Annotated in this window: 1 protein-coding gene; it reads right to left on the bottom strand. The window is 52.1% G+C overall.

What is annotated here, in order from left to right:
* Positions 1-16: 16 nt before the first annotated feature.
* A protein-coding gene (locus AC52W5_RS01895) for an IS3 family transposase (RefSeq protein ID WP_495669760.1) occupies positions 17-1,158 on the bottom strand; the annotation gives its coding sequence in 2 pieces (ribosomal slippage) (positions 17-906 and positions 906-1,158; 1,143 coding nt in all).
* Between the last annotated feature and the right edge of the window lie 453 nt (positions 1,159-1,611).

Here is a 1,611-nt window from a genome sequence, read left to right as displayed (position 1 = left end):
TGACCCGCCCCCGAAATCAGTACCGGTCTAAAATGGAAAATTCCGGCTCCTTTGGCCTGCCGGACAAGGTGTTTTCCCTTGCCTGACGGGCAAATTCAGCAGGGGTTGCCCACTGCAATGCAGAGTGGGGACGCACCTCATTATAGTACTGCCGCCACTCGTCAATCTTGCGCCTGGCATCCTCCAAAGACAAGAACCAGTGTGCGTTCAGGCACTCCTGCCGGAGTCGCCCGTTGAAGCTTTCCACCTTTGCGTTGTCGGTGGGCTTGCCTGGGCGGCTGAAGTCGAGTTCGATGCTGCGCTCATAGGCCCATTTGTCCATGACCTTGGAAATGAATTCGCTGCCATTGTCGACTTTGATGGTGACAGGCAGTCCGCGGTAAGATGCAATACGGTTGAGCGTGTTCACGACGTCCTCTCCTTTCAGGTTCTGACCCACCTCGATGGCCAGGCTCTCTCTGGTATAGTTGTCCATCACAGTCAATGCGCGCAGGCGTCTGCCATCGAACAGCGCATCAGCAACAAAGTCCATGCTCCAGATCTGATTGATGGCCGTTACCTGATGTTTGGGCTGGCGTAGTCGCGCCGACTTGTTGCGTTTTGGGCGCTTTAAGCGTAATGACAGCCCTTCCTCCCGGTAGAGGCGATAAACACGCTTGTGATTGTCTTTGAAGCCTTCCCGCTGCAACAGGACATGCACTCTGCGATACCCGTAGTGCACCCGTGTGGCAGCAATTTCCTTGATGCGCATGCACAGTACCGATGAATCGCGGCGGCGCGACTGGTAGATATACACCGTGCGCGACAGCTTGAGCAACGCGCAAGTCTGCCTCACACTGGCGCGATAACGACTGCATAATTCATCGATCAGAATGCGTTTGCGGGAAGGCCTCAGAGCTTTTTTGACAAGACGTCCTGCAACATGGTCTTGTCCAGGCTCAAATCGGCTACCAGCCGCTTGAGCTTGATATTCTCTTCCTCCAGTTGCTTCAAGCGCCTGAGTTCGGATGGGCCCAACCCCCCGTACTTCTTCTTCCAGTTGTAGAACGTGGCATCGCTGATGCCCATCTTCCTGCAGACCTCTTCAACCGGTGTGCCAAGCTCGGCCTGCTTCAGCGCAAACGCAATCTGCTGCTCGGTAAATTTGCTTTTCTTCACGTCATGACTCCTTTCCAAAAAGGTAAAAATCATGCCGGAAATTCTACTTTTAAATGGTACGGTTTATCGGGGTAGGGTCAACAGTACCGAAGCGAGCGCGATGAGCTTAAATAACCTCGTTAGACCTCGCTCATTGCACAGCTTTAGCGTCAGCCTATTCTCCAGCTTGGTTTCGGAATGACATCAATTTGTATCTCTGTTAAATTGAATGGGAATGATGGCAGACGCTAAATTGGCCAAATATGGGGTTTTCATGACTACCTTAGCCGCCTTCTTTCTAGCTGAAACGCTAATTGCTACTGTGTCGTAGGCTGCGCAGTACAATTGTGACAGGGTTTTCCCCCGGTTTCACGGACACATCTAAAAAGGCTGATAATGAGTCAGGAGGTGTGTCTTGGCAAGGCGAAGAAAATACGCAGCGCAGTTCAAGCAGGAAGCAGGTTTTGTGAAAAA

The sequence above is a fragment of the Nitrosospira sp. CT genome (genome assembly GCF_059489795.1).
The sequence above is the reverse complement of the archived record's forward strand: the minus strand, read 5'-3'. Positions and strand labels throughout refer to the sequence as shown.